The following is a 26,253-nucleotide window of genomic DNA, read 5'->3' on the forward strand; positions in this document are numbered from 1 at the left end:
GATCTTAATTTTTGTATTTTATCAAATAATCTTAAGAAAAAAGTTAAAAAAGTAAAAAATATTTTACTTTTTATAATTAAAGTATTAATTTAATATAAATATAATCTAAAAAGATTATTTTTTATTCTTCATACTATTTTCTTATGAGAATTTTTTTGTATAATTAAATAAAACAGGTTTTAAAATGGAATATACATTATCTACTAATAATATAAAAGTACCTAAAATGATTTATGGTACAGCTTGGAAAAAAGAAAAAACTGCTTCATTGGTTAAAGAGGCAATATTAAGTGGTTTTAGAGGAATTGATACTGCGTGTCAACCAAGACATTATCAAGAAGATTTAGTTGGTGACGGTATTCAAGAGGCTTACAAAGAAGGGATAAAAAGAGAAGACTTATATATTCAAACAAAATTTACTCCTATTGATGGGCAAGATAAGAATAATATGCCTTATTTAGAAAGCGATTCTATTTCTTTACAAGTTGAAAAGTCATTTGAAACTTCAAAGAAAAATCTAAAAACAGACTACATAGATACTTATATCTTACATTCACCAGTTTTTCCTGGAAGCAAATTACTAAATGTATGGAATACAATGAGTAGTTTTCAAAAAAACAAAGAAGTAGGGCAGTTAGGGATTAGTAATTGTTACGATTTAGATGTATTAAAATATTTATATGAAAAAGTAGAGATTAAACCTGCTATAGTTCAAAACAGATTTTATGCCCAAACATCTTATGATAAAACAATTAGACAATGGTGTGATGAAAAAGGGATTATATATGAAAGTTTTTGGTCTCTAACTGCAAATCCTGAGATTTTAAATAGTGAGTTAATTTTTACTTTATCAAGAAAATATAAAAGAACGAATGTATCAGTTTTTTATAGATTTTTAAATCAAATTGGAATAATACCTTTAAATGGTACAACAACAAAAGAGCATATGATTGAGGATTTAAAGATATTTGAGTTTTCTTTAGAAAAAGAGGATATTAAAAAGATTTTAGAGTTGCTAAAATAGATTGTAAAAACAATCTATTTTATCTCAACTCCATATTTTTGAAGTAATTTAACCCATGAAACTTTTTCACCATCTTTATTAAATATTGATGGAGTTCCTGAAATCCCAAGTTTAGCAGCTATTGCCATTTGTTCATCAAGATTTTTTTGTAATTTTTCAAGTTCACCATCTTTGTATTTTCTGTTTTTAAAATCTGCTGTATCTTTTGTAGTTTCCGTCATAGCTTTTGTTTGACTTTTATAATCATTTTTACTCATAATATATAAAGAGATATCTTTAGCATTTTTATGGAAAGGTAATGGATAAAAGAAAACTCTCATTTTAACTTTATCTTCTATTTGATGGAAATAAGACTCAAATTTTTTACAATATGGACACTCTGGGTCTGTAAATAATACATATTCATCTTTTCCTGTACCAAATGTTAAAGCTTCTTTACCAATTGTTGGTTTTAAATCAACTGGCATATCTGGAATCATTAAAGGCATTCCTGTATTTGTATCTACCATTTCACCTTGAATTAAATATTTTTTGTCTTTAGTTAAATAAATTTTATGTGCTTTTCCTCTAACTGTAATATTTAATAAATAAACATTTCCTTCATCAAATCCTCTATCAATTGTAATTCCAGCATTTTTAAAAAGTGTTAAATCTTGAAATTCATTGATTTTTTCTTTTGGTAAAAGGTTTGCTGCATTTGCAGCACTTATCATTGCTAATGCAATTAAGGCCGTCTTTAAAAGTTTAAACATTTTTATTCCTATATATAGATTTTGCAACATAATACAATGTTAATGTTTAGAAAACGTGAAGTTTTTAATTATTATTCAAAAAACAATTAAAAACTTAACATTTTAAATATTATATAAGTTGTTGGAAAAGAGATTAAAATTCCATAACCAACAATTGCAGAACTAAGTCTTGGAGCTAATCCTGCCATAGAAGCAATAGCACCAGCTGTAATCATTGGAGCCATTCCTGCTTCAAGTATAGAAACAATTGAAGCTTGATTATCCCAAGAAAAAAGTATACATATTCCAAATGCAATTAATGGAGCAATTACAAGTTTTACAATTAAAGCAACACTAAAAGGCTTGATTTCACTTCTTGGAAGTTTAAATTGAAGTTGTAGTCCAACTGCAACTAAAGCAATTGGTACTATAGTTGAAGCAAGAGAGCTTAAAACTTTTGTAATAGTTTCATTAAATTCTACACCCATTAAAAATAGGGCGACAACTAATGATAAAAATGGTGGGAATGTTAATACTTTATAAACAATAATTTTAAAACTAATTTCAGTTTTACTAGAATAATATGAAGCAATAAAGGTTCCATATATTGCTAAAGCAATAAAAGTTCCCAATTGATCATATATAAGGACATAAGGTAAAGCACTTTCACCTATATAAGCATTTATAATTGGAATACCCATAAATGAAGAGTTTGTTAAAATTGCTACTAATAATAATGATCCAGTAATCTCTTTAGAAAAACTAAAAAACTTACATAAGTATAATATCAGTATAGCTGTAATAGTCATAACTAACCAAGCTATAATTATAGGTATTAAAGCATCCATAGAAAAACTAAGTTTTGGAATTTGAAGCAAAATCATTGCTGGAAGCGAGATATAAATAGCAAATTGATTTAGGGTTGTAGCAGCATCTTTTGAAAAAATATGTAATCTTCTAATCCCATATCCTATTGCTATACACAATAGAATAAGTATAAAGTTTTCCATTAAGAGTGAAATCCTGCTTTTTCTGAGATTTTTAATTCACAACACTCTTTTTCGTCAGTCATTTTACCATGTTCGTTTGCATAAGAGATTCCCCATTCGTACATCTCTTTTAAAACTGGTTTTAATTTTTCACCACTTTTTGTTAAAGAATATACAACTTTTGGTGGAACTTCAGGAAAAACTTCCCTGTTTATAATATTTTTTTCTTCTAATTCTTTTAATTTAACTGTTAAAGTTTTTTGAGTAATTTCTGAAATGTTTTCATGCAGTTCTTTAAATCTTTTTTCTCCTGCAAGTAGTTGCCAAATAATTGATAGTTTCCATCTGTCATTAAAGATATCAAGAGTAATTGCAACTGAACATTTATACTCTTTATCATTTACATAATACATAATAAATCCTTTTCAAATTTGATTATAACATAAATACTATAAAATTCCATAACTTACCAAAAGTAAAGCAAGAGTATTTTAAGTTTGTAAGATATATAATTCACAAAATTTTAAAAGGAAGAGTTTGAACAAAACAGAAAATAAAACAAAATATTTTATAGGAATGATTATAGCTATGATTTTTTGGGGAATAGCATGGACTTCAGGAAAAGTCACAATGGAACACTCAAGCCCTCAAGTTGCAGCTTTTTGGAGATATTTCATCTCATTTATTAGTATTATTCCTGTTGTATTTTATTTAAAAACCTCTCTTAAAACAGATAAAGTAGGAATTATATATATGATATTAGCTGGACTTTTAAGTGCAGCATTTAATTATCTGTTTTTTGTTGGTTTATCACATGGTGAAGCAGGATATGGAGGAACAATAGTAACTTCATTGGTTCCACTACTAACTTATGTAATGTCAATATTAATTTTAGGAACAAAAGTAAATAGCAGACAAGTTGTTGCTTTATCGGTTGGATTTTTTGGAGCTATTATACTATTACGAATTCCAATGGATGGATTAGGTTTTCTAAATATAAATAGTTCATATTTTTTATTATGTGCACTTGTATGGGCTGTTGTTACAATTTTAGCTCAAAAAGCATCTTCAAGAGCAAACCCTATGTTATATACTTTAATAGTATTTGGAATAACTAGTTTTGTAAATATGATTTTTGCAATGCCATATCATCCTTTTGATTTTGCAAGTTTAGACTCTATATTTTGGTGGAATATACTTTTTATTGGACTTTTCTCAGGTACTTTTAGTATGACTTTATTTTTTATTTCTGCAAGTCATTTAGGGGCACATCAAGCTGGTGTATTTATGTTTATTGTTCCAATTGGGGCAATTGTATCTAGTTGGATTGTATATGATGAGAGGATTATGTTATCGACAATAATTGGGTGTTTATTGTCATTTGTAGCAGTTATTTTATTTAATACTAAAAAAAGATTTAGAGCAAATATTAAAAAAAATTAAATACCCTTACTTACCTAAAGTAAAGTAAGAGTATTTTAAGTTTATAGTGTTATAATTTCTCTCAAGATATGAAAAGGATAATTATGCCAATAGCTTTAATTGCTCTTACTCTTAGTGCATTTGCAATAGGAACAACTGAATTTGTAACAGTTGGATTAGTACCAACAATTTCTAACGACCTCTTAATCTCTGTTCCCTCAACAGGATTGTTAGTTACAATGTATGCAGTTGGAGTAGCTATTGGAGCCCCAATTTTAACAGCCTTGTCTAGTAAATATAATAAGAAAGCAGTTTTAATAATGGCAATGGTTGTTTTTTCTTTAGGTCACATAGTTTCTGCACTTTCTCCTAATTTTACAACATTATTATTAGCAAGAACTATAACAGGTCTAACACATGGATTATTCTTTTCTATTGGAGCAACTATTGCTACAGGTTTAGTTTCTAAAGAGAAAGCAGCAAGTGCAATTGCTGTTATGTTTGGAGGTTTAACTGTAGCAATGGTATTAGGGGTTCCACTAGGAACATATATTGGCCAAGAATTTGGTTGGAGAAATACTTTTTTTATTATTTCCCTTTTAGGTACAATTGCATTTATTAGTATAATTTTTTTATTGCCTAATAATATAAAAGTAACAACCCCTGACAAATTCTTTAATCAAATGAAAATCTTGGCAAACCCTAAACTTCTTATTGCTTATTTAATTACAATATTTGGTTTCGGTGGTCCCTTTATTGCATTTACTTTTTTAGTACCTATTTTAGAAAATATTACAAATTTTAAATCAACTATTATTTCATTAATTTTATTAGCTTTTGGAGCAGCAACAATAGTTGGTAACTATTTTGGTGGTAAATTTGCTGACAAGTTTGGAGTAGATAAAGTATTATTTGCTTTTTTTGCAGCTTTAAGTTTAACACTTCTTTCACTTAGTTTTTTTGCTCATAATCAAAGGATAACTATATTTATACTTTTTTTGTGGAGGATTTTTGCATTTGCAACAAGTCCAGCTTTACAGGCAAATGTTGTGAAAATAGCAACAACAAATGAACCCCATGCAGTGGATGTGGCTTCTGGGTTTAATATCAGTGCTTTTAATGTTGGTATTGCTTTATGGTCATCTGTTGGTGGTGCTGTAGTTGCAAACATAGGTTTGCTTCAAACAACATGGATATCTGCAATAATTGTATCTTTATCATTGATTTTGATTACAATTGGATATAAATTACAAAAATAAAAAGGAAAAATTATGAAAAAAGCTTTAATTTTAAATGGACATCAATACTATGATAATGTTGCAGTGGGTAATTTAACTCAAAGTATTATTAATAGAGCAAAAGAGTTTTTTATAAAAAATGGATATGAAGTTTTAGAAGCTACTGTTGATAAAGAGTATAATATAGAAGAAGAGAGTAAAAAACTTCAAGAAGCTGATGTGGTATTTTTTCAACATCCTGTTTATTGGATGGGTATGCCTTGGAAAGCTAAAAAATATTTAGATGAAGTATTAACACAAGGTGCACATTATGCTAGTGATGGACGAAGTAGAGATGATGCCTCAAAAAAATATGGTAGCGGTGGATTACTAGATGGTAAATATATGATCTCTTTAACATATAACTGCCCAACAACAGAATTTGACAATAAAGATGGATATTTTGATGGTTTATCTTTAGATGAAGCAAATATTGCTGATCATAAAATCTTCCAGTTTTGTGGATTAAAACCAACAGAAACATTTTCTGTTCATGATATTTTTAAAGGTGATTTAGATTTAAATAAAGAGTTAGATAGACTTGAGTCAATTTTAACTAAAAACTTTTCATAATAATATATTAAAGGATAATTATTGGATAATATAACAGTAGTTGCGAATATTCAAATCAAAAAAGAGTTTGTTTCAGAAGTTTATGAGGTATTAGTTGAGCTTCATAAAAAAACAAATGAATTAGATGAGGGGTGTATATCTTACAAATTTCATAAAGATTTAGAAAAAGATAACTCTTTTACTTTTATTGAAGTTTGGGAAAATATTGAGTTTTTAAAACTTCATTCACAAAAAGAGCACTTTAAAAAATTTACTGACTTTATTGAGGGTAAAATTGAAAGTATGAATGTTCAAAAGTTAGAACAAGTTAAATAAATAAAAAGGATAAACATGGAAAAAACATTTATGGAAGCAATGGATTTTAGACATGCTTGTAAAGTATTTGATGAAACAAAAAAGATTTCAGAAGAAGATATTACATATATTTTAGAAGCAGGTAGAAAGTCTCCTTCATCTTTTGGTATGGAACCTTGGAAGTTTTTAGTTATTACAAATGAAGAATTAAAAGCAAAACTAAGACCAGCTTGTTGGGATCAAGTACAAATGACTTCATGCTCTCACTTAGTGATTATTTTAGCTGCAATTGATGCTGTTAAACCTGAATCTGGTGTTCCTAGAAAAAAATTTGGAAGACGTGAAATGCCAGAAGAAAAATATGATTTTTATTTAAATTTATATGCAAATCATTTAGCTGATACTTTAAGTAGTGATGAAAATGTTTATTCATGGACTGCAAGACAAACATATATTGCAGCAGGAAATATGATGACAGCTGCTGCTGTAAAAGGTATAGATTCTTGTCCTATTGAAGGTTTTGAAAAAGAAAAAGTTGAAGAGATTTTAGGATTAGATACAACAAAATATCAATTATCATTAGTACTTCCTTTTGGATATAGAATTAATCCTCAATCTGAACAACAAAGAGAAAAACTAGAGGGTGTTGTAGAATATATCAAATAAGGAGTTTATATGAGTAAACTTTTAAGTAGTGGCAATATTGGAACTTGCCAACTAAAAAATAAAGTTATAATGGCTCCTATGTGTATGTATAAAAGTGATGAGAGTGGAGAGCTTAAGCCTTTTCACTCTTTTCATTATACAGCTAGGGCAATTGGTGGTGTTGGACTAATTATTGTTGAAGCAACTGCCGTTGAACCTAAAGGAAGAATCTCTAGTAATGACTTGGGGATTTGGGATGATTCTCAAAAACAAAGTCATAAAAATTTAGTTGATAGTGTACATAGTTTTGATTCAAAAATAGGAATTCAACTAGCCCATGCAGGAAGAAAAAGTATAGTAAAATCTTCAATTCCCGTTGCTCCTTCATCTATCGCTTTTGATATAAGTGAACCTTTTAAAATACCTCAAACACTTACTATAGAAGAGATAAATCAAATAAAAAATAGTTTTTTAAAAGCAGGAAAAAGAGCAAAAGAAGTAGGTTATGATGTTTTAGAACTTCATGCTGCTCATGGATATTTGCTTTGTGAATTTCTATCACCTTTAACAAATAAAAGAGATGATATCTATGGTGGAAGTTTAAAAAATAGATGTAGACTTACTCTTGAAATTGCCAAGTTGTTAAAAGAAAAACTATCTTTGCCTTTAATAGTTAGAATCTCTGCTAGCGAATGGCAAACAGGCGGTTGGGATATTGAAGATTCAATCTATTTATCTAAAGAATTAGAAAAAGTAGGAGTTGATTCAATCCATGTTTCAGCAGGTGGAAATCAAAAAGAACCAGATTTAATGCCAAAACTTGTTCCTTTATATCAATGTGAGTACGCAAAAAAGATTAAATCTAATATAAACATACCTGTAATTGCTGTGGGATTAATCACAACACCAAAGCAGGGCGAATTGTTATTAGAAGAGAATTCATGCGATTTTATTGCATATGGTAGGGCTTTACTTAGAAATCCTAATCTTATCTTTGAAGGTGCAAAAGAGTTCAATGAAAGTTATCTAATAGATAAATCTTACCAAAGAGCTTATTGAAATAGATACAACATAAAAGGTATGTAAAATAAAGATACCAATGTTGAAATAAATACAGTAATAGACATCTTTTGTGGTTTGACATCCAAAATAGTTGCCACTGTTACTGTATTTCCTGCTAATGGAACTATTGAAAAGATAAACATAACTAAATAAAATCCATCATTTAAAAAGTTAAAAAATGTTTTATCTATAATCATAAATATAATAGTTGTAAGTGGCCAAATAATAAATTTAATAAACAAAGATAAAGAGATAAATTTTACATCAATACTATTATCACTTTTAACTTTCTCTAAACCCATTCCTAAAAGCATCATCCCTAAAATTGCATAGGCCCCCTTTAGATATGCAGAATAATCTGCAAACATTTGAGGTATTTGTATATCATTTAGGTTTACAATAAGTCCTAAAATAAAAGCGTGTAAAACAGGCAATTTAAGAACTTTCTTTATACTTTGCATTGTAGAAAAGTTTCCTTTTGCTGTTATATAATATCCAACAGAGTTTTGATATAAAAGTGAAGCTAAAACTGTAAAAATAAAAACATCCACAAGGTGTGGCTCTAAAAAGATGATTGCTAATGGAATTCCAAGGTTTCCTGTGTTTCCTGTAGCTGTACTAAAGGCTAATAGATTTGCTGTATTATCTTTATATATTTTTTTTGCAAAATATAAAATAGTAAAGGCTAAAACAGTACTAAGCAAGAAAAAATATGTGGGCAAAAATATAACAGATAAATCTAGTTTAACATTTACCGTTGCATTAAATATAATTAGTGGAGCAAGTAAAAAAAGTAAAATTTTTGCAACTGTTTCTTTATCACACTTTAAAATTGCAGTACTAAAAGTACCTAAAATAATACTAAGATATAAAGGGATTATTTTTCCTAAAAGTGTTAAAAAAACTGTCATATATACTCCTAAGTATCGATTATAATAAACAAATATGTATAAATTATGTATTGTTAGCTTTATATTTTAAAAATAGTAAACTAAAAAGTATAATCGTTACCAAACAACATCCAATAAACATAAAAAAATGTTGAACTCCTAAATATACAACAAAAGGATGAAAAGCAATTGGTGAAAAGAACTGACCTAAAAATAAAGAACCAGTAAGATATCCTGAGGCTTTTACCCTTTTTTCAAAAGTAGTACAACTTAACATCCATGCAGTGATATTTGTCATCATAACACCACCACCAAATCCTAAAATTGGTGCAGTTATATAAAAAAGATAAATATTATTTACAAATCCAACTCCTGTAAATCCACAAGCAACAATACTTAAACCTATAAGATAGATGGTTGAAAAATTATATTTTTTCTTTAATTTTGAAAAGGTAATTGCACCTAAAGCATTTGATAAAAATGCAAGAGATATTATAGAACCAGCCATTTTACCATTGCCACCAAAATGATCAATTATTAAAAAAGGCATTTGTGTTGGCAAAATAAAAAATATTAACATATAAAAAAATCCTAGAATATATATACCTAAGAGTTTTTTAGGAAAAGTGATTTGTATATCTGTTTGGGTCTCAATTTTTTTAGGAACTTCATAAAGAAAAAACAAAGCCATTGGTAAAAGAATTAAACCTATTAAATAAATACCAAAAGGTAATCTCCAATTTATATCTGATAAAAATCCACCTCCAAAAACAAAAAACACACCACCAATTGCAATAAATGCACTTTGATAACCCATAAATTTATGTCTTTGTTCATCTTTGAAATAGTCTCCAACTAGTGAAGTTGAAACTATCATTAGTGTAGATACGGCTATACCAAAAACTGCCCTTGATATAAGAAACTCTTTTATTGTTTCTAAATATAAACCAGCACTTCCAGCAATAGCAAAAATAAGTAATGCAATAATTGCAGATCTCTTTTTACCAAATTTAAAAATTAGATGTCCTATAAAGGGTGCTAAAAAGGCAATTACAAGTGAAGGTAAAGTTAAAATTAGTCTTGAATAAAACTCGATATTTTCAACATTTGAAAAATAGTTTTGTAGTCTAGGTAAAGCTGTAATAATAGCAACATTTGACATCATAGTTGTCATAGATAAAAATAGTAATGTGATTATGGCACTTTTTTTGATATTAATTCCTTAGAGCTTTGTAAATTTTATTTTACCTGAATATCTTTTATAAGTTATTTTATTTCTTATGCTATAATTCGCCTTATTTATGAAAAGGTATGTGCGTTATATGATTGAATCAGAAGTTAAAACTCAAAAATTTATTGTTAAATATTTTCCAGAAATTATGATTAAAGGAACAAAAGCAAAAAGACAAATGATTGACCAGCTTTTTGGAAATTTAAAAAAGATTTTAGGAAGAATATCAGAAGAGATTGAGTATAAAAAACTTTTTGACAAAATAGAAGTTGTTTGTCCTATAGAGGTTGTTGTTGAAGTTAGACAAAAGTTATTAGAAACATCAGGTATAGAGGTTGTTCTTGAAGCAATACAAATTGATAATGTAACAACATTAGATGAGATGAAAGTAATTATAAATGAAAAGATGTCTCATGTTATTCAAAATAAAACATTTGTTGTAAGAGCAAAAAGAACAGGACAACAAGAGTTTAAATCAACTGATATAGAAAGAACAGTTGGTGGTTATATGCTTGCAAACAATCCTTCAAGTAAAGTTGAGTTAAGAAATCCAGAAGTTAAAATAAATGTTGAGTTGGTACATAAACAATTAAACATTATCACAAATAAATATCAAGGTACTTCAGGTTTTCCTTTAGGAACACAAGGAGATATTTTATCTTTGATGTCTGGTGGTTTTGATTCTACAGTTGCTAGTTACCTTACTATGAAAAGGGGAGTTAAAACACACTTTATATTTTTTAATCTTGGTGGTGTTGCCCATGAGATAGGTGTAAAACAAGTAGCTTTTTATCTTTGGAATAAATTTGGTTCTTCACATAGAGTTACTTTTACTTCTGTTCCTTTTGAGGATGTTGTTACAGAGATATTTAATTCAACTTCACAATCATATATGGGAGTTACCTTAAAAAGATTAATGCTTATGGCTTCTGAAAAAGTTGCAAACAATTTAGGTATCGATGCATTATTAACAGGGGAGAGTGTTGCTCAAGTTTCAAGTCAAACATTAAGAAATCTTGCTTTAATTGACCAAGTTACAAATAAACTTGTATTAAGACCACTTTCTACTATGAATAAACCACAGATTATAGACATAGCAAATGAGATTGGTACAAGAAAATTTGCTGAAGCTATGCCTGAATATTGTGGTGTTATTTCACAAAATCCTGTAACTCATGGTTCTTTTGACAGAATGGAAAAAGAAGCTAAAAAGTTTAATTATGAAGTTTTAGATAAAGCAGTAGAAAATGCTGTACAAATCAATGTAGATGAGATAGTTGCTGATGTAAATGATATTGGTGAAGTAGAAGTTATAAATGATATCTCAAATGGTAACTATACAGTAATAGATATTCGGCAAAATGATGATTGTATTGAAACATCTTGTGAAACCTTAAAGATTCCATTTTATAAACTAAAATCAGAGTTTGAAAAACTTCCACAAGATAAAGAGTATCTTTTTTACTGTGATAAAGGGATTTTAAGTCAATTACATGCACAATATCTTATAGACTCTAAAGGGTACAAAAATATAAGGGTTTATAGACCATAATCTATTAAACTGCTTTATTTTCCTTTTTAGAGTATTTTTATTAATAATTTATGGAGGAAAATATGCCCACTTTAAACAATCAGAAAATGAATAATTCACCTAGATTTATGGTGATTTTGTCTTTACCTATTTTTTTATTTATATTTGTTCTTTTAGGTTTTTTACAAATAATACCTTTAAAAGTTGAGATTCACTCACTTGTAATAATTTTTTTAATCTTTTTTATTTTCATGTTTTTTATCTCACACAATGCTTGGTATTCTTTTGCTCTTTTTAGAAATAAAATATTAGAAACTAATGATGATTTGGATTCTTATTTAAACCAAAGAGAGATAACATTTAATGGACAAACTAAATCATATGCATCTTTAGATGATTATTTTGAAAAGTTTTTAGTAGGTTTACGAAATGATAATTTTGCTAATGTTGCTTCATCTATTTTCCCAACTTTAGGTATATTGGGAACTTTTACAGCAATTGCTATTTCAATGCCAGATTTTACAGTAGATTCAAAACAAGCTTTAGAAAATGAGATTACGCTACTTTTAAGTGGTGTTGGTACAGCTTTTTATGCTTCAATTTATGGGATATTTTTATCTATTTGGTGGATCTTTTTTGAAAAAAGAGGTTTAACAAAAATAGAATCAGAGATTAATAGTATAAAAAGTTCATATAAAGATAAAATTTGGAGTAAAGATGAGATTGAGTTATTAAAACTATCTCAAGGTAATCAAAATACAATGTTAGAAAAAGTTCAAGAGATTTTAACACCAGATTATTTATATAAAATGGATGAATTGGTTAAAAAGAAATTAGAATATCTAGATGAAATAAACAGAGCTTTTTTATCTATTGAAAACAAAATATCAACAAACTATATAAATCTTTCATCAATGTTTGAAAAAACTTCACAAAAGCAAGAAAATATTTTAGAAAGTTTTGAACAAATAGAAGAGAGTATTAAAAAAATAAGTGATGAATATGAAAAGAGTTTAGAAAAACAAAATCTAAATGATAAAGCTGCAAAAGCGGAGATTTATTCTGTATTATCATCTTTTGAGCTTGTATCAAAGGATTTAAAAGAATTAGGTAAAGATTTAATAAATGCTAAATAAAAACAACAATAATACAAACTTTTGGATATCTTATGCTGATTTGATGGCAGGATTACTATTTGTATTTATTCTTTTGATTGGAGCTATTATTGTTAAATATACATTACTTCAAAGTGAAAGTAATCTTCTAGAAAAAACTTTACAAAAAGAGAAAATTGCATTAGAAAAGAACAAAAAAGAGTTAGAACAAAAAGAGATGAAACTAAAAAACATAATCTCGGAGTTAAAAGATACAAAAGAGTCTAAAGATGATTTAGAGAAGAGATTACAAGATAGAATATTAGAAAACGAGCAATTAAAATTAACAGTACAAGAGAAGCAAAAGTTATTAGAAGAAAATAAAGACAAACTAGAGTTATCAATATTATCAAAAAAAGAGATTGAAGAAAAATTAAATAGTTTAGATAAAGAGAAAAAAGAGTTGTTACTAAAACTTAATGATTTAAAACAAACCTTAGTTTTAAAAGATGAAGAGTTTGAAAAACTTTCAACAAAATCAAAAGAAGAGTTAGAACAGATGGTTTCTAAAAACTTGGAGATTAGTAAATTAGTTGAGTTGTTTAAAAAGAAAAATCAAGAGTTAGAAGATGAGATGATAGTGATACAAACAAAACTTGATAATACAAAAGAAGAGCATGATATATTGGCAAAAGAGTTAGAAACAACGAAAACTAAAATCAAAAACCTAACTGGTATAAAAATCAAAGTAATAACACTATTAAAAGATAAATTAGGCAAAAACATAAATATAGACCCAAAGAGTGGAAACTTGAGTTTATCTTCAAATGTATTATTTGATGAAGGAAAATCAGAGCTAAAACCAACTTCTCAAAAGTTTCTAAAAAATGCTATATATGACTACTTTCAAACTATTTTAGAAAATGATGAGATAAATAAATATATTGATACAATAGCAATAGAAGGTCATACAAACTCTGTTGGAGGTTTTTTGTATAATCTAGATCTTTCACAAAAAAGAGCCTTTTCTGTAATGGATTATCTACTTTCACTAGATTTTAAAAATAAAGAGAAACTAAGACAATTAGTAGTTGCAAGTGGAAGGTCATATTTAGATTTAATCTATGACAAAGATGGAAAAGAGGATAAAGAAGCCTCAAGAAGAATAGAGATTAAATTAAATATTAAAAATGAAGAGGCTATTAAAGAGATAGCAAATATCTTAAAATAGATATTGCTGAGATTGTTTAGTTTTTTGTGTCAAAATTGGTAGTTTCTAGGATTTTAGCATAGTAATCTTACTAATTTTAATTTGACCCAAAATCTACAGGTTTTGAATCAGAATTTAACAATCAATATTTATTCATAAAATTTAAAAATCCAATGGTGATTTAATATCACCTTTATTTAATTCTTTTACCACATGAGTATATATCATTGTTGTTTCTATAGATTTATGTCCTAAAAGTTCTTGAATACTTCTTATATCTGTACCATTCTGAAGTAAATGAGTTGCGTAAGAGTGTCTAAAAATATGAGAGGTTACTCTTTTATCTATATTTGATTTTTCTACTGCATTTTTTATATTTCTACTTAAAGTCACATCTAAAATATGATGACGTCTTTGTTCACCCGTTCTTGGGTCTTTTGATATTTTATTCATAGAAAAAATATATTGCCATTTGATTTCATATTTTGCTTTAGGAAATTTTCTCTCAAGTGCGTAAGGTATACATACACTTCCATATCCATTTTCTAAATCTTTTTGGTGTATTTCTTTTACTTTTTGTACTTGAATTTTAAGCTCTTCTTTGATTTTTAAAGGTAATGGTAAAGTTCTATCTTTAAGTGATTTACTATCCCAAATATAAATTTTATCAAATCCAAAGTCAATATCTTTTATGCGGATATTTTGTGCTTCTTTCATCCTCAACCCACAACCGTACATAAGTTTTACCATTAGTTGATAAATACCCGTCATATTTAATATGATACTTTTGACTTCATTTATAGTTAAAACTACTGGAATATGTTTTCTCTCTTTAGCTCTTAACGCTTGAATATTTTGTTCTTTTAATGATATATTTAAGACTTGTTCATATAAAAATAATAGTGCATTAAAGGCTTGATTCTGGGTTGTAGGAGAGACATTGAGTTCAGTGGCAAGATAAGTCAAAAAGTGCTCTATTTCATTTTTGCCCATATCTTTAGGATGCCTTTTATTGTGGTAAAGAATATATTTTTTAGACCAATAAATATATACTTTCTCTGTACTTATACTGTAATGTTTAAATCTAATTCTATCTCTCATTATTTCTAGTAGTTTTTTAGCCATAATACACTCCTTAAAAAATGTATATTTATTAAAGTTTGTATGTAATAACCATACATTTTATATGATTATCAACTATATTCAGATATAAAATATACATATTAATTATAATAAAAAATAAACTTAGTATTTAAAAATATTATATTTTGTAATATTTTATAGAATATACCAAAAATTGGTACTTTTTAACATATTATAATAGATGTTGGTTTATTAAGGATTTTAGATGATAAATGTACATAATGTATGTTTAATAAATAGTTAGGATAGCAATAATATGGAATTAAAAGATAAAATAAGCATTTGGATTTCTCTTGGAGCATTTGTAGTAGCGTGTTTGTCCTTGATATTATCAGCTCTCATTTATATGAATGACAGCAAAGAAGACTTATTAATCAAATTTTCTAGTCATCACTCTGGATACAAAGTTCCTATACTAAAGGGTTATGGAAATGTTTATCCAGCATTAATTCCATTTAAATGGAATTGTCTTATTGTTAATAATGGTAAAATACCTGTAACTATATCAAAAATTAAAACAATGCAAATTTCACCAGATTTTCCACTTGAGCACTCAAAAGTTTCTTCAAGTTTTATAGATAATCAAGATAAAAGTATTCCAACTCCTTTGACATTACAACCAGGTGAAGCAAAAGCTATGAAATACTTTACTACAATTTTTTTGACTCCAGATATTTATAACCACATTAAAGATAAATATCCTATAGGTACAGAAGTATTATCACATAAAATAGAATCATACTTATTTAGTAAAGGTATTGATTACTATGGAAATAAAGTTAAACGAACAGTATTTACAGGCGGTGGAGAAATAATTGAATATCCAACAAATATAGAACAAGGAAAACAGCAAATATTTGTTATGAAGGTAACGACTACAAGAGGTAAAGATTTTAATATAATGTTTTCACAAAACCAACAATTTGATTAAATTATCCTAACAAAACTTTGGAGAGAAACAAGTGAATACTGCGGTTTTTTGAGCTTTTAAGTGTCGATTAAATAAAATATAAAGACAAGAGTTTCAAGTCGTTTCATTCACTTGTTTCTCAAGTCCAACGTTATATGATAAGGAAAAATAGTGAAAGCAGAATTTGAAGAAAAGCAATATGAGCAACACCTTAACCTAGAATTATTACAGGGTGAAAATCTAATTTTACCACCTGGACAAGTTCTTGAAAATACTTTTGGTTTTGATGCTGCATTATTTTCTAAACATCCAAAATTCTGGAAACATTATCCTCATATGTATAAGTGGTATCATAAATATTTTAGACAAGCACCAAATGGAATTAAACTGCCTATTGAATTGTGGAAAGATTTAGAATATGAAGTTCAAGATTTACCACCATTTAAATTTAACATATTTATACAACATAAAAGACCAGAATATATGAGTAAAGAAAATTCAGCAGAATGGTCATCTTGGAATAGCCCATATTATAGATATTCAATAATGGAACATCAGCAACAAACACTAATGACACTTGAAAATAAAGTCAATAATAATGGTATTGTTACATATGCTTGTCCTACTTTTCATACAAAACAAGAATTTTGGAATGCAGTAAAAAATAAAAGTTTTATACAAAACTCAAACTTCTGTCAACCAAAATTTTTACATAATCATTTAAAATATACTTTTCAAAATGGTGGTACATATGGTATTGCACATTCTAAACCTGAAAAAATAGATGGTATAAATATACAAGAACAGATTCAAATGTTTAGAAAAAAAACTAGTAATCAGAATAATGATAATAGAGAATATTTACTAACTCTAAGCGAAACAGTTGACAATACAATCAATGAGATACAAAATTTACAAGAACAATACTATATGATGCAAGAAGAAATGATACCAAAGAATATTAACTCAAATATTGCTAAGTCATTAATCAAAATAGATATATTTAGTTTTCTAACAGATATAAAGGTTAATATTGCAGTATGATCATATAACAAAACCTTGGAGAGAAATATTTGACCCTGCGGCTCAAATATTTCTCAACTCAAACGTTATCCAAAAAATCACTAAAGTATTTACTGAAATTAAATTCGATACAATATAAAAATTAAAATAGCATGAAAATAAAAAAGTAGCTTTGGAAACTCTTGAGGAGATAGAATAATGCACAAACAAGATATTTTAAATTATTTAAAATTAAATCAAGAATACTATCATAATCAATTTGGAATACAATTTATCGGTCTATTTGGATCATTTGCGAGAGATGAGGCGAATGATAATAGCGATATAGATATTTTATATAAAATCGAAAAAGATAAAAAACTCTCAATGTTTAAATATCTCAAATTAACTAAACAACTTGAAGATTTCTTTCATAAAAAAATTGATTTAGTAAGAGATGAGACATTAAAACCACAAGTAAAAAGTTATATCCAAAAGGATATAAGCTATGTTTAAAAGCAATAGAGACTATAAACTATATGTTGAAGATATAGCTAATGAATGTAAAAATATTAAAAAATTTGTTGAAAATATAACATACAATGAATTTACGGAAAATCTTGAAAAAGTATATGCCGTAGCAAAAGCTTTTGAAAATATCGGAGAAGCTGTAAAAAATATACCAAAAGAACTTACGCAAGAATATCCTGAAATCCCATGGAGTGAAATATCCAAAATGAGAGATGTTTTAACACATCACTATTTTGGAGTAGATGATAAGGTTTTATGGGACACATTAGATGAAGATTTTGAAGAATTTGAGAAAGCTATCAATGATATGCTGAGTAAATTGGATAACAAATCTTAGCACCGAATAAGATACCTTATCTGTGTATTCAAACGTTAGTTCAAATACTTCTAATTTTTGGAACAATTAGAAAATCTAACTTATTGGCTTTATAACCTTTATTTAGAGATATAATTTGTTCAAAAAGTGTTCAAGAAGTAGAATTTAGAGATTCTCTCAAATCCTTAGTACTTTTTGAACAACAAAAATCAATCTTTAAGTCATAAGTTTTAAAAGGAGCTAAAACTCCATCTTTAATATCTATTTTTGGACCAGCTATTATTTGTTCAATTGTATCTACTAAATCAAGTGTTTAATTAATTGCTTAATCTTTCAGAATAAATTTTATCAGATTGACACAACATTTTAACACTCTAATATTACTACTCTTGAATTGTCCAAATAAGTTTAGACGTATCAAAGTCTAAATCTTTTAATTTTTTTAAAATCATATCTTTGGTACTTTTTGGAAGAGATTTTGTTCGTGAAAGTATCCATAAATACTCTTTTGTTGGTTCACTAACAACTGCATAAGAGTAATCATTAGCTAACATAATAACCCAATAATCTCCATAAAAAGGCCAAAAGAAAGTCACCTTTAGTTTTGAGTTTTTATTATCAACTTTTATAGCTTCACCAATTGCTTCTTTTTTCTCATTTGTTGTTATATCTTCACATCTATTTATAACTTTGATATTTTTATTTTCATTGATAGAGTATGTGGCACTTACGTTTTTACAGTTTTTTTCAAAAAAGTGTTCATATCTAGCTATTTCGTACCATTTACCAAGATATTCTTGTAGGTCTAAGTTATCAACACTTTGTATTCTTGGGTCTTTATTCGCACAGCCTGTTAAAAATAGTAAAACAAATAGTAAAGGGAGTATATATTTCATATTTTGCCTTTTTATTTTATTTTATAGTTTTTTTAAGATTTTTAGTATCATTTTAATGTCTATTTATAAAAATTCTGTCATATATGTTCTATATATAAAAGGAACAAAATTTTGTTGGCATCTTTTATTTTCTCTTGATTCTATTGTAACTGCATTAAAAAATCTATTCCATAGTTTTGTAAATTTTTCTTCATTTAGTGAAAGTGTAGGTTGCTCAAAATCAACTACTTTTTCTATTGAAGTTTTTTGCTCATATTTTACAAATGCAAGTTCTCTTTTTAAATCGTGTATTATAAAGTTTTGATTGTTTAGTCTTTTAAAAAAGTGTTTACCAAGAAAATAAACAAGGTTATGTTTTGTATCTATTTTTGCATATAAAGTATTATCTTCTAACTCTTCAAACCTTGTAAATCCATACATTTTATGAACACTTCTAAATAGTTCTTTTTCAAGGTTTTGTAAATAAAAAACTTCTTTATTGTTTATATTAAAAAGTTCATTTTTGTCCTTGAAACCTATAATAATATAGTGCAAAAGAGTTAACTCAAACTCTTTTGTATCACACATAAAGATATTAAAGATTAAATCAAAGTTCTTTTTGTCAAACTTTTGTTTTATAGCAGTTAATACTTTATTTGATTTTTCAATATCTGTTTTTATCTCAAGTATTTCATCAAGAAGTAGAGTATTTGGAAACTCTTTTAGTATATTTTGTGGTTTTAGTTTTTGGTAATATACTTCATAAACAAGAGTTAAAAATCCTTCAAAAGTTCCATCATAAACTAGTATCATAATTCACCTGTTATTGAAGAGTATTGTAAATCAAAAAGTGAGGGTTGCTTTACTTTTGTATTGATTTTAGATGTTAAAAGGGCGGTTTTTATTCTATCTTGTTCTAAGGGAACTTCTCTTTGGTATTTGCCTTTACAAGTTATAAAATACCTAGCTCTTTTTAGGGAGATTTTTAATTTTATTAAGTCATCAAAATCTAAAGATTTAAATCTTCTAGCTTTAAGTATTTTAAACACTCCTCTAACTCCAATGCCAGGGATTCTAAGAAGTTCATCTTTTGAAGCTTTGTTTATCTCCATAGGAAAGTATTGTAAGTTGTTTAAAGCCCAAAATGTTTTTGGGTCTACATCTTCATCAAGATTTGGATTTCTATCATCAACTATCTCATCCCAAGAAAAATCATAAAATCTTAAAAGCCAATCAGCTTGATAAAGTCTATGCTCTCTAAGTAGTGGAGGTTTTGTAACTATAGCTGGTAGATTTTTGTCATCATTTATAGGAATATAAGCACTATAATAAACTCTTTTTAAAAGAGCTTTATCATATAAGACAGAACTTAGTTTTAAGATATCTTTATCACTCTCAGGTGTTGCTCCAACTATTAGTTGCGTACTCATTCCTATAGGTTTTGTATCTTTTTCTAAACTAATATCTCTGGCATATTTTAAAGGTTGTAGGACACTTTCTCTTGATTTATTTGGAGCTAAAAGTTTCAAAGATTTATCACTAGGAAGTTCAATATTTGAGCTAACTCTATTTGCTAAAGCAACTATTTGCTCTATAATCTTTTCATCAGTTCCAGGTATTAGTTTTACATGAATGTAGCCATTAAAATGGTATTCATGTCTTAATATTTTCAAAGCTCTTAAAATCAAGTTTGAAGTGTGGTCTTCACTATCTATAATACCACTACTTAAAAATAAACCTTCTATATAATTTCTTTTATAAAAATTAATAGTAATATCAGCAAGTTCCCTTGGTGCAAATGCAGCTCTTGGTATATCGTTTGATTTTTTATTTATACAATAAGCGCAATCATAAATGCAAAAATTTGTCAAAAGTACTTTTAGTAGCGATACACATCTTCCATCCGCTGTAAAGGTATGACAGATACCGCTTTTATGTGTTGCACCAATTTGTCCTGTTTTATAGTTGTTATCGCTACCACTTGAACTACATGATACATCATATTTAGCACTGTCTGCTAGTATTTCCATCTTCTCAAAAATATCTTTTTTCATACAGATATTTTAACTTTTTATTTTTAGTATTTTAGTTTTTATTGCAGTTTGCAATATTATAATAAATTTTGTATAATATTATTAAATATAAGGAATAGTTTTAATGGCAAATACTAAAAGAAGAATAATTTATACTGATGCTACAAAAAGTAAAGAAAATCAGTTTAAAGTTGGGTTATATGATCCCGAAATTAATTTAACATACACTCTATTATTAAAAGAGAATGTTAATAATGTTAATGAAGCAGAAAAATATGGAATTTTATATGCATTATATTATATTAACAGAAATCAATTAGAAAATGCACATATCTTGAATGATAGTTTATCTAGTGTTAATGATAAAAAGTTAAAAAAACTTGCTACTTATTTAAGTATTCAAATCTCTTGGATACCAAGAGAAATAAATTTAGTTGCAGATAAAATCGCTAGATTAGAGCCTACTCAAAAAGAAGAAGTATGGTACGATTTGTCATTGTTGAATAATTTAATTCATGAAAAGCATTTAGAAAAATAGATTAAATTAATGTATTTTATAATCATACGTTAGTTTGTAGTATCCAAAAGAGATTTTAGAAACTAGTTTTAGAAAATAAAAAAGTAAATCTTTTGGTTTTTGGTAAGAGATATGTTTAAACTCTTTGTTGGTGTTGTATTTATACTGATAATAGGTAAATAAAAACAAGGAATATTTGTTTTTACTTGTTATTGCAAAACTTACTGTTTCACCTCTAGCACAAGCTTTTGTTACCTCTTTTATATCATAAAGAGTTTTATTTTGATTATTCATTGTTTTCTAAAATCTCATTTCTTAATTTTTCAATTGCAAACTCTTTATTTTTTGCTTCAACCATAATATCTATATCTTTAGTATCTTCTTTAAACATATTTTTTAGTTCAATAAAATCTTTTAAGAATATCTCATCTCCATGTTTCCCAAATCTTCCTTCACCTTTAGAAGATAAATGAATTTTAGGTCTTTTCTCTCCCCATGTTTTTAATATATCTTTTGCTTCAAAACTGCTTGGGTTTAGACTATGATGATAGATATCAAAAACCATAGGAATAGAGCAAAAATTACAAATATTTAATATCTCATTTGCAGTATATATTTTCTCGTCATTTTCTAAGGCCAATCGTTTTTTTAGCCATGAGTTTTCTTCTATTGTTTTTATTAATCTTTCTATTGCTGAAGCTTTATCTCCATATACTCCACCACCATGGATTAAAACTGTTCCTTCATTATTTATACCTAATTGATCAAAAAGCCAAAACACTCTTTCTAACTCCCTTAAAGAGTTTTGTACAACCATCTCATTTGGTGAGTTTAAAACTGTATATTGTCCTGGATGTATAGTTATTCTTGTACTATATTTAAATATTTTTTCTTTTGTTTCTTCTAAAATATATTTAATACTTTCCAGCCAAGAATCTTCAAAAAGATTGTGAGATAAAAAAGGGATAAAACTATTTCCTAATCTAAAAACCTTATAATCTTTAGCTTCACAATAATCTAATAATTTAACCAACTCTTCAGCATTTTGAAGAAGTTTTTTTTCAATATTTTCATATTTTAGATTTTTTAAATTTATTGTTCTATTTGTTGATAAAGAGTTATCACTTAATGAGCAAAATAATCCAAATCTATACATTACCATGGTCCTTGAAATCTAATTGGTTTAAAATCAACCCTTTTTTTATGTTTTGTAATTCGTCCTTGTACTCTTTTTCTCCATCTTTTATATGCTTTAGGAGATATAAACTCTCTCATCAAATTTTTTATCTGATTTTCAGATAAATCAAATTGAGTTTTTATTACATCAAAAGTTGTTCTGTCTTGCCAAGCCATCTCAACTATTCTGTATTTTTCTTCATTTGTTAAATGTAAATTTTTCATTTGTAAAACAACCTTATAAATCCAAAAAGGAATAAAACTATTGAAACCTCTTTAGGCTCAAATCCATAAAGAAGATAAAAAATTGAAGCAAATATAAAACCAAAAGAGATAAAACTACTTTTCATATACTCTTTAGAGATTTTAAATATATACTCCATTTGGTTTTTTGAAACTTCAACTTCAAGTGTACCTTCACTAGCTTTTTTTATCATAGTTTTAAAATCTTTTGTAATAAAAGGTAACTCTTTAAACTCTTCAATTATAGTTTCAGTTATAGATTCTTTTGCTCCAATTGCTTTTGGAATATTTTTAATAAGTAAAGGCAAAATATCTTTTACACCATTAAAGTTTTCAATATATGTAGTTCCCAAGCCTTCAATAATAGCACTAACTCTTAAAATATATATAGCATCACTTGGAAGTTTAAATGGTAAATCTCTAGTACCTTCTAAAACATCAAAAGCTAAGGTTTGCATAGATTGACTGTCAAGACTATCATTTGAAAAAATATCAAACATTTTTGAAGTGAACTCTGCTAATTGTGCAGTTGGAGCTTCATAAGCTATTGTTCCTAATCTTTTACTTGCACTAATATATGTTTCATAGTCTTGTTCATTTGCTGCTTTTATAAGTTCAATAATTGCAACTCTTTTTTCATTTGGAACTGTTTTTACCATACCAAAATCTAAAAGTATCAATTCCCCTTTAGTATTAACCAAAAGATTACCAGGGTGTGGGTCTGCATGAAAGTATCCATTTATAAGCATTTGTGTTGTGTAAAAGTTTACTAAATTTGAGATGATTTTTTTAAAATCAATATTGTGTTTTAGGATATTTTCTTTATCATCAAATCTAAATCCCTCTTCAAAACTCATAACTAAAGCATCATCACAAGAGTATTTTCTGTAAGCTTTTGGAAATCTAATTTTCTCTTTTTTATACACTTTTTTAAAATTTTTCAAGTTTTGTAACTCTTGATTTAAACTAACCTCTTGAACAATCATTTTAGAAAACTCAGAGATAACTGCATCAATGGAGTTTTTGGTATATGAAGAGAATAGGGGATTAAATAATTTATTAAAAAAATTGATTATTTTGATATCTGCTAATACTTGTTTTTTTATCCCATATCGTCTTAATTTAACTGCAACTTTTTTATCATTTTGTAAGTAGGCAATATGTACTTGTCCTATAGAAGCAGAAGCTATTGGTTCTTTATCAAACTCTTTAAATATATCTTTGTCTTTAAAAGCTGTATTAAAAACTTCATTAAATCTTTTCTCTTTCATAGGAGGAATTTGGTCATGCAAAGATTTTAACTCTTCTAAATACTCTTTTGAAAAAAAGTCAGCTCTAGTTGCTAATACTTGGGCTAGTTTGATAAAACTTGCACCCAAATCAAGGATATATTTTCTCAATCTTTTAGGTGATAAAGGTTTAAAAATTAAAAATCTATTTTTCTTTTTTATAACCATATAGATTGTTAATAAAAATAAAAAGACTTTGTATACCCTAAATGGTGAATAATTTTTGATAATTTATCCTTTTATCTTTCGTATTGGCTCTGGCATTGGTTTAGAGAAGTAGTAACCTTGCATATAATCAACACCAATATCTTTTATTGTTTCTAACTCATAAGCTGTTTCAATACCTTCAGCTAATATCTCAATACCATTCTCTTTTGATAAGTTATATAAAGCTTTATAAACCGAAAGTTTTAGTTCGTCACTATCTATATTTTGTATAATATTTCTATCTATTTTGATAATATCAGGTTTTAAATCAATAATTCTATTTAAGCCAGAATAACCTTCTCCCACATCATCTAAAGCGATTTTAAATCCCTCATTTCTATAATATTCTAATATGGTTTTTAAATGCTTTTGATCTCTAACATTTTCTGTTTCAACAACTTCAAAGATTATATTTGATGGATCAAACTCTAGTTGTTTTGCCCACTTTACTGTTGATTTTAAACAAAATTCTGGGTCATATATTGTTGTTGGTATAAAGTTGATAAATATCTTTTTGTCTATTTTCTTTGTGGCAGCAGTTTTTAAGGCACTCTCTCTGCAAAGTCTGTCTAGATTAAAGTTCATATCATTTCTTGTTGATTTTTTAAAAAGTTTATCTGGATACATCAACGAACCATCAGGATTTACACCTCTAATTAAACATTCATAACCATAGATTGAATCACTTTTAGATTCAATGATTGGTTGAAAGTGTGAAGTTAAGGATTCATTGTTTATTACATCAAAGAAATCTTTATCATCTATTAGATTTAAAAATCTTTGCATTGGTTTTGCATTTAAAACTGTTTTATAAGAAAAACCAACATCTTCATATTCTATAAAAAGTTTGATATCTTCTGTTTCTAGTTGATTAAAGTTTGATTTTATGGCATCTATATTTGAATAAAAAAAATCTTTTGTATTATCAGTTTTTATATAGTGTAAATCGTGCACTTTATAAACATCTAATCCTAGTTTCATTAAAAAGATTCTACTTTTAGACATTAGTTCATCATATTCACTAATAAAATAGATTTTTGATGGTAGATTTGAAAATCCAAATTTTTGATTACATTTATTGCAAGCCATAATTTACTCCTATGGTTCTAAACGATATATTTCCCAATTATTGTCAATAAGTTCATAAACAAATCTATCATGTAGTCTGTTTAAACCACCTTGCCAAAATTCAAAATATGTTGGGACAATCTCATATCCACCCCAAAAAGAAGGAAAAGGAACTTCCCCTTTTGCAAATTTTTTTCTCATCTCATCAAATTTTGTTTCAAGAACTGTTCTTGAGTTTACCACTTGACTTTGGTGGGAAACCCAAGCTCCAATTTGACTACCCCTAGGTCTAGATAAAAAATATTTCAAAGACTCACCCTTTGAGATTTTTTTTATAGTCCCTTCTATTCTTACTTGCCTTTCTAAACCAAGCCAAGCAAAGTGGGCTGAAACATAAGGGTTTTGTTCTATTTGCTCTGATTTCTTACTATTATAGTTTGAAAAAAATCTAAATCCTGTATTATCATACATTTTAAGAAGAACAGTTCTTTGAGATGGTTTCAAATCAAGTCCAACTGTACTTAGTGTAAAGGCATTTGGTTCTATTAGTTTTGCTTCTAAAGCATTATTAAACCAAGTTTCAAATTGTTTGAAAGGATTTTTATCTAAATCCTCTATTTCCAAACCCTTTGAAGTGTATTCTTGCCTCATTTTTGACAAATCTGCCATATTATTCTCCACTATTTTTCTAACTCTTCTTTAAACTTTTTCAAATCTTTCTTTGTAACTAAACCTAATTCATTAATTAGTTCTTTTAGATGTCCTCGAAGCTCTTTTTTGATTTTTTTATCTTCAAGTTTCCCTTTTTTTTCTAATCTTTTTAAGAAATCTTTGGCATCTGATTTTTTTATTTTGCCTTTTTTCTCAAGAATCTTTACTTCATCCTCAATTTTTTCCCTCAATAAAGAACCTGCACCAACTGTTGTAAGAATTAATTCTCTTAACATGATTTCTCCTTTTTAATTTTATT

31 protein-coding genes are annotated in these 26,253 nt (G+C 27.2%); 15 read left to right on the forward strand and 16 right to left on the reverse strand.

Features of this window, described 5'->3' with window-relative positions:
• The first annotated feature begins 184 nt into the window (after nt 1-184).
• Nucleotides 185-1,024: an aldo/keto reductase gene (locus tag ACKU3H_RS10610; protein ID WP_320033829.1), complete on the forward strand. Its 840-nt coding sequence runs from the start codon at nt 185-187 to the stop codon at nt 1,022-1,024.
• Between the two features lie 14 nt (nt 1,025-1,038).
• Here ACKU3H_RS10610 and ACKU3H_RS10615 read toward each other — a convergent pair whose 3' ends face one another.
• From ACKU3H_RS10615 to ACKU3H_RS10625, 3 genes are all read right to left on the reverse strand, one after another.
• Complete coding sequence (locus tag ACKU3H_RS10615) at nt 1,039-1,776, reverse strand: DsbC family protein (RefSeq protein ID WP_320033830.1); 738 nt, start codon at nt 1,774-1,776, stop codon at nt 1,039-1,041.
• 86 nt (nt 1,777-1,862) lie between these two features.
• Nucleotides 1,863-2,765: an AEC family transporter gene (locus ACKU3H_RS10620; protein ID WP_320033831.1), complete on the reverse strand. Its 903-nt coding sequence runs from the start codon at nt 2,763-2,765 to the stop codon at nt 1,863-1,865.
• On the reverse strand, nt 2,765-3,157 hold the full coding sequence (locus ACKU3H_RS10625) for a helix-turn-helix domain-containing protein (protein WP_320033832.1): 393 nt from the start codon (nt 3,155-3,157) through the stop codon (nt 2,765-2,767). Before ACKU3H_RS10625 ends, ACKU3H_RS10620 begins: the two co-directional genes overlap by 1 nt.
• 124 nt (nt 3,158-3,281) lie before the next feature.
• Here ACKU3H_RS10625 and ACKU3H_RS10630 point away from each other — a divergent pair, with 124 nt between their 5' ends.
• From ACKU3H_RS10630 to ACKU3H_RS10655, 6 genes are all read left to right on the forward strand, one after another.
• Nucleotides 3,282-4,187 (forward strand): DMT family transporter, encoded by a 906-nt coding sequence (locus tag ACKU3H_RS10630; protein WP_320033833.1) that lies wholly within the window; start codon nt 3,282-3,284, stop codon nt 4,185-4,187.
• 83 nt (nt 4,188-4,270) lie between these two features.
• On the forward strand, nt 4,271-5,425 hold the full coding sequence (locus ACKU3H_RS10635; protein WP_320033834.1) for an MFS transporter: 1,155 nt from the start codon (nt 4,271-4,273) through the stop codon (nt 5,423-5,425).
• A 12-nt stretch (nt 5,426-5,437) separates the two neighbouring features.
• A complete protein-coding gene (locus ACKU3H_RS10640; protein ID WP_320033835.1) occupies nt 5,438-6,016 on the forward strand; it encodes an NAD(P)H-dependent oxidoreductase in 579 nt (192 codons plus the stop codon).
• Between the two features lie 21 nt (nt 6,017-6,037).
• Nucleotides 6,038-6,331 (forward strand): putative quinol monooxygenase, encoded by a 294-nt coding sequence (locus ACKU3H_RS10645; protein WP_320033836.1) that lies wholly within the window; start codon nt 6,038-6,040, stop codon nt 6,329-6,331.
• Between the two features lie 15 nt (nt 6,332-6,346).
• Complete coding sequence (locus ACKU3H_RS10650; protein ID WP_320033837.1) at nt 6,347-6,976, forward strand: NAD(P)H-dependent oxidoreductase; 630 nt, start codon at nt 6,347-6,349, stop codon at nt 6,974-6,976.
• Nucleotides 6,977-6,985: 9 nt separating this feature from the next.
• Nucleotides 6,986-8,014 carry an NADH:flavin oxidoreductase/NADH oxidase gene (locus tag ACKU3H_RS10655; RefSeq protein ID WP_320033838.1) on the forward strand — a complete coding sequence of 343 codons (1,029 nt, stop codon included), beginning with the start codon at nt 6,986-6,988 and terminating at the stop codon, nt 8,012-8,014.
• Here the strand turns inward: ACKU3H_RS10655 and ACKU3H_RS10660 are convergent.
• Together ACKU3H_RS10660 and ACKU3H_RS10665 are read right to left on the reverse strand one after the other, a co-directional pair.
• Nucleotides 8,008-8,928, reverse strand: a complete 921-nt coding sequence (locus tag ACKU3H_RS10660; RefSeq protein ID WP_320033839.1) for a transporter — start codon at nt 8,926-8,928, stop codon at nt 8,008-8,010. The genes ACKU3H_RS10655 and ACKU3H_RS10660 overlap by 7 nt on opposite strands.
• A gap of 43 nt (nt 8,929-8,971) precedes the next feature.
• The gene (locus ACKU3H_RS10665; RefSeq protein WP_320033840.1) at nt 8,972-10,072 is read right to left on the reverse strand and encodes an MFS transporter; all 1,101 of its coding nucleotides are present in this window, start codon (nt 10,070-10,072) and stop codon (nt 8,972-8,974) included.
• A gap of 157 nt (nt 10,073-10,229) precedes the next feature.
• On the opposite strand from ACKU3H_RS10665, the gene thiI reads away from it, so the two are divergent.
• The 3 genes from thiI to ACKU3H_RS10680 all read left to right on the forward strand — a co-directional run bounded on the left by thiI (nt 10,230) and on the right by ACKU3H_RS10680 (nt 13,994).
• A complete protein-coding gene (thiI, locus tag ACKU3H_RS10670) occupies nt 10,230-11,690 on the forward strand; it encodes a tRNA uracil 4-sulfurtransferase ThiI (protein ID WP_320033841.1) in 1,461 nt (486 codons plus the stop codon).
• 62 nt (nt 11,691-11,752) lie between these two features.
• Nucleotides 11,753-12,805, forward strand: coding sequence for a MotA/TolQ/ExbB proton channel family protein (locus ACKU3H_RS10675; RefSeq protein ID WP_320033842.1), 1,053 nt, complete (start codon nt 11,753-11,755; stop codon nt 12,803-12,805).
• Nucleotides 12,795-13,994: an OmpA family protein gene (locus ACKU3H_RS10680; RefSeq protein WP_320033843.1), complete on the forward strand. Its 1,200-nt coding sequence runs from the start codon at nt 12,795-12,797 to the stop codon at nt 13,992-13,994. The genes ACKU3H_RS10675 and ACKU3H_RS10680 overlap by 11 nt, the downstream gene beginning before the upstream one ends.
• A 141-nt stretch (nt 13,995-14,135) precedes the next feature.
• On the opposite strand, the gene ACKU3H_RS10685 is transcribed toward ACKU3H_RS10680, so the two are convergent.
• Nucleotides 14,136-15,098 (reverse strand): integron integrase, encoded by a 963-nt coding sequence (locus tag ACKU3H_RS10685; RefSeq protein ID WP_320033844.1) that lies wholly within the window; start codon nt 15,096-15,098, stop codon nt 14,136-14,138.
• A 274-nt stretch (nt 15,099-15,372) separates the two neighbouring features.
• Here ACKU3H_RS10685 and ACKU3H_RS10690 point away from each other — a divergent pair, with 274 nt between their 5' ends.
• From ACKU3H_RS10690 to ACKU3H_RS10705, 4 genes are all read left to right on the forward strand, one after another.
• Nucleotides 15,373-16,047, forward strand: a complete 675-nt coding sequence (locus ACKU3H_RS10690) for a hypothetical protein (RefSeq protein WP_320033845.1) — start codon at nt 15,373-15,375, stop codon at nt 16,045-16,047.
• Nucleotides 16,048-16,197: 150 nt separating this feature from the next.
• Nucleotides 16,198-17,070, forward strand: coding sequence for a hypothetical protein (locus ACKU3H_RS10695; RefSeq protein ID WP_320033846.1), 873 nt, complete (start codon nt 16,198-16,200; stop codon nt 17,068-17,070).
• Nucleotides 17,071-17,247: 177 nt separating this feature from the next.
• On the forward strand, nt 17,248-17,544 hold the full coding sequence (locus ACKU3H_RS10700; protein WP_320033847.1) for a nucleotidyltransferase domain-containing protein: 297 nt from the start codon (nt 17,248-17,250) through the stop codon (nt 17,542-17,544).
• Nucleotides 17,537-17,896: a DUF86 domain-containing protein gene (locus tag ACKU3H_RS10705; RefSeq protein ID WP_320033848.1), complete on the forward strand. Its 360-nt coding sequence runs from the start codon at nt 17,537-17,539 to the stop codon at nt 17,894-17,896. Before ACKU3H_RS10700 ends, ACKU3H_RS10705 begins: the two co-directional genes overlap by 8 nt.
• A gap of 362 nt (nt 17,897-18,258) precedes the next feature.
• Here ACKU3H_RS10705 and ACKU3H_RS10710 read toward each other — a convergent pair whose 3' ends face one another.
• The 3 genes from ACKU3H_RS10710 to ACKU3H_RS10720 form a co-directional block, all read right to left on the reverse strand.
• The gene (locus ACKU3H_RS10710) at nt 18,259-18,771 is read right to left on the reverse strand and encodes a lipocalin family protein (protein ID WP_320033849.1); all 513 of its coding nucleotides are present in this window, start codon (nt 18,769-18,771) and stop codon (nt 18,259-18,261) included.
• Between the two features lie 63 nt (nt 18,772-18,834).
• Complete coding sequence (locus ACKU3H_RS10715) at nt 18,835-19,563, reverse strand: TIGR03915 family putative DNA repair protein (protein ID WP_320033850.1); 729 nt, start codon at nt 19,561-19,563, stop codon at nt 18,835-18,837.
• The gene (locus ACKU3H_RS10720) at nt 19,560-20,804 is read right to left on the reverse strand and encodes a putative DNA modification/repair radical SAM protein (protein WP_320033851.1); all 1,245 of its coding nucleotides are present in this window, start codon (nt 20,802-20,804) and stop codon (nt 19,560-19,562) included. Before ACKU3H_RS10720 ends, ACKU3H_RS10715 begins: the two co-directional genes overlap by 4 nt.
• Before the next feature lie 103 nt (nt 20,805-20,907).
• Here ACKU3H_RS10720 and ACKU3H_RS10725 point away from each other — a divergent pair, with 103 nt between their 5' ends.
• Nucleotides 20,908-21,321 carry a hypothetical protein gene (locus tag ACKU3H_RS10725; RefSeq protein WP_320033852.1) on the forward strand — a complete coding sequence of 138 codons (414 nt, stop codon included), beginning with the start codon at nt 20,908-20,910 and terminating at the stop codon, nt 21,319-21,321.
• 6 nt (nt 21,322-21,327) lie between these two features.
• Here ACKU3H_RS10725 and ACKU3H_RS10730 read toward each other — a convergent pair whose 3' ends face one another.
• From ACKU3H_RS10730 to ACKU3H_RS10760, 7 genes are all read right to left on the reverse strand, one after another.
• The gene (locus ACKU3H_RS10730) at nt 21,328-21,594 is read right to left on the reverse strand and encodes a hypothetical protein (protein ID WP_320033853.1); all 267 of its coding nucleotides are present in this window, start codon (nt 21,592-21,594) and stop codon (nt 21,328-21,330) included.
• A complete protein-coding gene (uvsE, locus tag ACKU3H_RS10735; RefSeq protein WP_320033854.1) occupies nt 21,587-22,456 on the reverse strand; it encodes a UV DNA damage repair endonuclease UvsE in 870 nt (289 codons plus the stop codon). Before uvsE ends, ACKU3H_RS10730 begins: the two co-directional genes overlap by 8 nt.
• Nucleotides 22,456-22,701 (reverse strand): TIGR03643 family protein, encoded by a 246-nt coding sequence (locus ACKU3H_RS10740; protein WP_320033855.1) that lies wholly within the window; start codon nt 22,699-22,701, stop codon nt 22,456-22,458. Before ACKU3H_RS10740 ends, uvsE begins: the two co-directional genes overlap by 1 nt.
• Nucleotides 22,698-24,176 (reverse strand): AarF/UbiB family protein, encoded by a 1,479-nt coding sequence (locus ACKU3H_RS10745; protein WP_320033856.1) that lies wholly within the window; start codon nt 24,174-24,176, stop codon nt 22,698-22,700. The genes ACKU3H_RS10740 and ACKU3H_RS10745 overlap by 4 nt, the downstream gene beginning before the upstream one ends.
• Before the next feature lie 63 nt (nt 24,177-24,239).
• Nucleotides 24,240-25,304, reverse strand: a complete 1,065-nt coding sequence (locus ACKU3H_RS10750) for an EAL domain-containing protein (protein WP_320033857.1) — start codon at nt 25,302-25,304, stop codon at nt 24,240-24,242.
• Between the two features lie 9 nt (nt 25,305-25,313).
• Nucleotides 25,314-25,952: a pyridoxamine 5'-phosphate oxidase gene (gene pdxH, locus ACKU3H_RS10755; protein ID WP_320033858.1), complete on the reverse strand. Its 639-nt coding sequence runs from the start codon at nt 25,950-25,952 to the stop codon at nt 25,314-25,316.
• A gap of 11 nt (nt 25,953-25,963) precedes the next feature.
• Entirely contained in the window at nt 25,964-26,230 is a 267-nt protein-coding gene (locus ACKU3H_RS10760; RefSeq protein ID WP_320033859.1) for a hypothetical protein, read from the reverse strand.
• Nucleotides 26,231-26,253: the final 23 nt, after the last annotated feature.

This window comes from Halarcobacter sp. (genome assembly GCF_963675975.1).
Lineage (GTDB): Bacteria > Campylobacterota > Campylobacteria > Campylobacterales > Arcobacteraceae > Halarcobacter.

What these genes read in the sequence shown, in the direction of transcription:
- ACKU3H_RS10610 (WP_320033829.1), top strand. Translation starts at nt 185, where the DNA reads ATGGAATATACATTATCTACTAATAATATAAAAGTACCTAAAATGATT.
- ACKU3H_RS10615 (WP_320033830.1), bottom strand. Translation starts at nt 1,776, where the DNA reads ATGTTTAAACTTTTAAAGACGGCCTTAATTGCATTAGCAATGATAAGT.
- ACKU3H_RS10620 (WP_320033831.1), bottom strand. Translation starts at nt 2,765, where the DNA reads ATGGAAAACTTTATACTTATTCTATTGTGTATAGCAATAGGATATGGG.
- ACKU3H_RS10625 (WP_320033832.1), bottom strand. Translation starts at nt 3,157, where the DNA reads ATGTATTATGTAAATGATAAAGAGTATAAATGTTCAGTTGCAATTACT.
- ACKU3H_RS10635 (WP_320033834.1), top strand. Translation starts at nt 4,271, where the DNA reads ATGCCAATAGCTTTAATTGCTCTTACTCTTAGTGCATTTGCAATAGGA.
- ACKU3H_RS10640 (WP_320033835.1), top strand. Translation starts at nt 5,438, where the DNA reads ATGAAAAAAGCTTTAATTTTAAATGGACATCAATACTATGATAATGTT.
- ACKU3H_RS10650 (WP_320033837.1), top strand. Translation starts at nt 6,347, where the DNA reads ATGGAAAAAACATTTATGGAAGCAATGGATTTTAGACATGCTTGTAAA.
- ACKU3H_RS10655 (WP_320033838.1), top strand. Translation starts at nt 6,986, where the DNA reads ATGAGTAAACTTTTAAGTAGTGGCAATATTGGAACTTGCCAACTAAAA.
- ACKU3H_RS10660 (WP_320033839.1), bottom strand. Translation starts at nt 8,928, where the DNA reads ATGACAGTTTTTTTAACACTTTTAGGAAAAATAATCCCTTTATATCTT.
- ACKU3H_RS10665 (WP_320033840.1), bottom strand. Translation starts at nt 10,072, where the DNA reads ATGATGTCAAATGTTGCTATTATTACAGCTTTACCTAGACTACAAAAC.
- thiI (WP_320033841.1), top strand. Translation starts at nt 10,230, where the DNA reads ATGATTGAATCAGAAGTTAAAACTCAAAAATTTATTGTTAAATATTTT.
- ACKU3H_RS10675 (WP_320033842.1), top strand. Translation starts at nt 11,753, where the DNA reads ATGCCCACTTTAAACAATCAGAAAATGAATAATTCACCTAGATTTATG.
- ACKU3H_RS10680 (WP_320033843.1), top strand. Translation starts at nt 12,795, where the DNA reads ATGCTAAATAAAAACAACAATAATACAAACTTTTGGATATCTTATGCT.
- ACKU3H_RS10685 (WP_320033844.1), bottom strand. Translation starts at nt 15,098, where the DNA reads ATGGCTAAAAAACTACTAGAAATAATGAGAGATAGAATTAGATTTAAA.
- ACKU3H_RS10690 (WP_320033845.1), top strand. Translation starts at nt 15,373, where the DNA reads ATGGAATTAAAAGATAAAATAAGCATTTGGATTTCTCTTGGAGCATTT.
- ACKU3H_RS10700 (WP_320033847.1), top strand. Translation starts at nt 17,248, where the DNA reads ATGCACAAACAAGATATTTTAAATTATTTAAAATTAAATCAAGAATAC.
- ACKU3H_RS10705 (WP_320033848.1), top strand. Translation starts at nt 17,537, where the DNA reads ATGTTTAAAAGCAATAGAGACTATAAACTATATGTTGAAGATATAGCT.
- ACKU3H_RS10710 (WP_320033849.1), bottom strand. Translation starts at nt 18,771, where the DNA reads ATGAAATATATACTCCCTTTACTATTTGTTTTACTATTTTTAACAGGC.
- ACKU3H_RS10715 (WP_320033850.1), bottom strand. Translation starts at nt 19,563, where the DNA reads ATGATACTAGTTTATGATGGAACTTTTGAAGGATTTTTAACTCTTGTT.
- ACKU3H_RS10720 (WP_320033851.1), bottom strand. Translation starts at nt 20,804, where the DNA reads ATGAAAAAAGATATTTTTGAGAAGATGGAAATACTAGCAGACAGTGCT.
- ACKU3H_RS10725 (WP_320033852.1), top strand. Translation starts at nt 20,908, where the DNA reads ATGGCAAATACTAAAAGAAGAATAATTTATACTGATGCTACAAAAAGT.
- ACKU3H_RS10730 (WP_320033853.1), bottom strand. Translation starts at nt 21,594, where the DNA reads ATGAATAATCAAAATAAAACTCTTTATGATATAAAAGAGGTAACAAAA.
- uvsE (WP_320033854.1), bottom strand. Translation starts at nt 22,456, where the DNA reads ATGTATAGATTTGGATTATTTTGCTCATTAAGTGATAACTCTTTATCA.
- ACKU3H_RS10740 (WP_320033855.1), bottom strand. Translation starts at nt 22,701, where the DNA reads ATGAAAAATTTACATTTAACAAATGAAGAAAAATACAGAATAGTTGAG.
- ACKU3H_RS10745 (WP_320033856.1), bottom strand. Translation starts at nt 24,176, where the DNA reads ATGGTTATAAAAAAGAAAAATAGATTTTTAATTTTTAAACCTTTATCA.
- ACKU3H_RS10750 (WP_320033857.1), bottom strand. Translation starts at nt 25,304, where the DNA reads ATGGCTTGCAATAAATGTAATCAAAAATTTGGATTTTCAAATCTACCA.
- pdxH (WP_320033858.1), bottom strand. Translation starts at nt 25,952, where the DNA reads ATGGCAGATTTGTCAAAAATGAGGCAAGAATACACTTCAAAGGGTTTG.
- ACKU3H_RS10760 (WP_320033859.1), bottom strand. Translation starts at nt 26,230, where the DNA reads ATGTTAAGAGAATTAATTCTTACAACAGTTGGTGCAGGTTCTTTATTG.